Consider the following 4,166-nt stretch of genomic DNA (forward strand, 5'->3'; position numbering starts at 1 on the left):
CGGAACAGCGCCACCTCCACAGCGAACAGACCCGCCTGAGCGAACACCGTCCGCTCCAGCAACCCCGCATCCTCCCCGAACACCACCCCACGCAACGGCCGCCCCACATCCACCCGCGCACACACCGAATCAAAAGCATCCGCGAACACCCCAAACGCCTCATACAACTCCCGGCCCATCCCCGGCCGCTGCGACCCCTGACCCGAGAACAGCAGTGCGAGGCGGCCGGGTTCGGCGGCGTCCCGGACTGTCGAGTGGCCGGCGTCGGCAAGGTCGGAGAGTTCGGTGAGCAGGGCCTCGCGGTCGTGTCCTATGGCCACGCCCCGGTGTTCCAGGTGGGCCCGGCCTCCTGCCAGGGAGGCCGCCACGTCGAGCGGGTGGAGAGTGTCGTCCCGCGTGACCCGCTCGGCCAGCCGGAGGGCCTGTTCCTGCAGGGCCTGCGGACTGCGGGCCGAGAGTACCCACGGAATCAGGGGTGGGGTCGCCCGCTGTGCGGGGCTCTCGGGGCTGTTCGTCGGAGTGGGGGCGTGCTCCAGCACCACGTGGGCGTTGGTGCCGCTGATGCCGAAGGAGGACACCCCTGCGCGGCGCGGGCGGTCCAGCTCCGGCCAGGGGCGGTCCTCGGTGAGCAGTTTCACCGCGCCCGTCGTCCAGTCGACCTCGGGCGTGGGCTCGGTCACGTGCAGGGTGCGGGGCAGCACGCCGTGCCGCAGTGCCATGACCGCCTTGATGATGCCGCCGACGCCGGCCGCCGCCTGGGTGTGGCCGATGTTGGACTTGAGCGACCCCAGCCACAGCGGGCGGTCCGCGTCCCGGTCCTGCCCGTACGTGGCCAGCAGTGCCTGTGCCTCGATCGGGTCACCGAGCCGCGTGCCGGTGCCGTGGGCCTCCACCAGGTCCACCTCGTGCGGCTCCAGACCGGCCGTTTCGAGGGCCGCCCGGATCACCCGCTGTTGGGAAGGGCCGTTCGGTGCGGTCAGGCCGTTGGAGGCCCCGTCGGAGTTCACCGCGGAGCCGCGCACCACCGCCAGTACCTCGTGCCCGTTGCGGCGCGCGTCGGAGAGCCGCTCCACCAGCAGCAGCCCGACTCCCTCGCCCCAGCCGGTGCCGTCCGCGTCGGCGGAGAACGCCCTGCAGCGGCCGTCGGAGGCCAGGCCGTCCTGTCTGGCGAACTCGGAGAAGACTCCGGGGCTGGTCATCACCGCGGCTCCGCCGACGACGGCCATGGTGCACTCGCCGGCGCGCAGCGACTGGGCCGCGAGGTGCAGCGCCACCAGGGACGAGGAGCATGCGGTGTCCACGGTCAGCGTCGGGCCCTCCAACCCGAAGACATAGGCCACCCGGCCGGACAGTACGCCGCCCGACATTCCGGTGAGCAGGTGCCCTTCGGAGCCGGGGGCGGTGATGCCCACTCCGTAACCGGACGGTGAGGCGCCGATGAAGACGCCGGTGGGGGTCGAGCGCATGGTGTGCGGGCCCAGTCCGGCGCGCTCGAACAGTTCCCAGGAGGTCTCCAGCAGCAGCCGCTGCTGCGGGTCCATCGCCATGGCCTCGCGCGGCGAGATGCCGAACAGGTCGGCGTCGAAGGAGGTGGCGGTGTGTACGAAGCCTCCGACGCGGGTGTAGGGGTCGGGGCCCTTGTCGTCGGTCGGCCACCCGCGGTCGGAGGGGAAGCCGCCGACCGCGTCGATGCCTTCGGTGACCAGCCGCCACAGTTCCTCGGGGGAGGTGGCGCCGCCCGGATAGCGGCATGCCATGCCGACGATCGCCAGGGGCTCGTCGGACACCTCGGCTGTCGTGACCGTTTCCCGGTCGTCGCCGCTGACCAGCGAGAGGATGTGGCGGGAGACGTCCGAGGGGGTCGGGTGGTCGAAGACCAGCGTCGTGGGCAGGCGCAGGTCGAGAGCGCCGGCCACCCGGTTGCGGACGGTCACGGCGGTGAGGGAGTCCACGCCCAGGTCCTTGAACGGGCGTTCGGCGTCGACCGGTTCGGAGTAGCCGAGGACCGCTGCGGTCTCCCGGCGGACCAGGTCGAGGACGGTGTGGGCCCACTGCGCCTGTGGCAGCCCGGCCAGCAGGGTCCGCACGGCCGTGGCTCCGTCCTCGGCGGCCGGTTCTCCGGCCAGGGCCTCGGTGGCCTCGGGCAGGGCGGAGAGCAGCGGGCTGGGGCGTCGGCTGGTGAAGGCGGGGGTGAAGCGTGCCCAGTCGATGTCCGCGACGACCACGCAGGTGTCGTCGGTGTCGATCGCGCGTTCCAGTGCGGTGACGCACAGTTCCGGCGGCATGGGTCGCAGGCCCCGGCGCTTCAGGTACTCGTCGGCGCCGTCCCGGGCGGCCATGCCGATCTGCGCCCAGGAGCCCCAGGCCACGGCGGTGCCGGTCCGGCCGGCGGCCCGGCGGGCTGTGGCGAGGGCGTCGAGGTGGGCGTTGGCGGCGGCGTAGGCGGCCTGACCGGCGCTCCCCCACACTCCGGCGATCGAGGAGAACAGTACGAACAGTTCGGCGTCGGGGAGGAGTGCGTCGAGGTGTTCGGCCCCGACGGCCTTGGCCCGTAGTCCTTCGGCCAGGACGGGTACGGATGTGGAGTCGAGAGGTATGGCCGGATCGGTTCCGGCCGCGTGCACCACTCCGGTGACCGGGTGCTCGGCGAGCAGGGCGGCCAGTGCGTCGCGGTCGGCGGCGTCGCACGCGAGGGCGACGGCGGTGGCACCCAGATCGGCGAGTTCGGCGACCAGTTCGGCGGCGCCGGGCGCGTCGGGTCCCCTCCTGCTGGTCAGTACCAGCTTGCGGGTGCCCCGGCGGGCGAGCATACGGGCGGTCTCGGCGCCCAGCGCGCCGGTGCCACCGGTGATCAGCACCGCTTCGGGTGCCGCTCTGCCGGGCAGGGAGCCGGTGGCCGGGGCGTGGAGCAGGCGGCGCAGGTAGACGCCTTCGGGCCGTACGGCGACCTGGTCGTCGGCTGCGGTGAGCACGGCGGCGAGTCGGGCCATCGCACGGGGCTCGGGGTCGGCGGGCAGGTCGATCAGTCCGCCCCACCGCTCGGGGTGTTCGAGCGCGGCCACCTGGCCCAGTGCCCAGAGCCGGGCGGCGGCGGGGTCGAGGATCGGGTCGGCGCGGTTCGTGGCGACAGCGCCGGTCGTCACGCACCACAGGGGGGCGGTGACCTCGGCGTCGGCCAGTGCCTGGATGACCGTGAGGGTCGCGCCGAGTCCGACGGACACGTGCCCGTCCTCGGGGTGCGGGCGGCGGTCGTCGGCGAGGAGCGAGAGGACTCCGGTGACCGGGTCGGCCTCCTCGGTTCCTTCGGCGGCGTGGCGCAGGAGTTCGCTGAGCGCCCATCGGTCGAGGGCGTCGTCGGGAACCGTGACGTCGATCGGTTGCGCGCCCGCCTGCCGCAGCGCCCGGGCGCAGCGTTCGGCATGGCCGGTGTCGACGCCCTCGGTGTGCAGCAGGAGCCAGCGTCCGTCGAGGGTGCCGGGCGGGGTGCGGTCGGCGGGCTGCCAGGTGACGTGGTAGCGCCAGGAGTTGACGGCGGTGTGTTCGGCGCGGTCCCGGCGCCATCCCGCGAGGGCCGGCAGGACGGTGTCCAGGCCGTCACCGGAGTCCAGGCGCAGGGTGTCGGCCACCTGTTCGTGGTCGAGCCTGTCGACGGCTTCCCAGAAGTCCGCTTCGGCCGGGTCGGTGTCCGTGGTGCTGGTGGTGTGTGCGGCCTGGGGTGGGTCGGTCATCCAGTAGTGGGCGCGCTGGAAGGCGTAGGTGGGCAGGTCGACGGGGTCGGCCTTCGGCAGCACTTGCGCCCAGTTGACGGGGAGGCCGTGGACGTGTGCCTCGGCCAGCGCGGTCACCCACCGCTCAGGTCCGCCCTCACCACGACGCAACGTACCCAGCACCACCCCGGAACGCCCCGCAGCCTCCATCGTCTCCTGCAGACCCACCGCCAACACCGGATGCGTACTGACCTCCAGGAACACCGACCGCCCATCAGCCAGCAACCCATCCACAGCATCCCCGAACCGCACCCTGCCCCGCAGATTCTCATACCAGTACCCCGCATCCAGCCCCGCAGTGTCCAACCGCTCCCCCGACACCGACGAAAAGAACGGCACCCCCGAAGACACCGGCACCACCGGAGCCAACACCTCCAGCAACCGCTCCCGCACCCGCTC

Annotated in this window: 1 protein-coding gene; it reads right to left on the reverse strand. The window is 72.9% G+C overall.

Annotated elements, in window-relative coordinates; genetic code table 11:
- A partial coding sequence (locus tag IE140_RS35630) for an SDR family NAD(P)-dependent oxidoreductase (protein ID WP_308438449.1) occupies window positions 1-4,160 on the reverse strand: 4,160 nt, incomplete at its 3' end.
- Window positions 4,161-4,166: the final 6 nt, after the last annotated feature.

Origin of the sequence: Streptomyces parvus (genome assembly GCF_014648875.1) — a bacterium.
Classification (GTDB): domain Bacteria; phylum Actinomycetota; class Actinomycetes; order Streptomycetales; family Streptomycetaceae; genus Streptomyces; species Streptomyces parvus.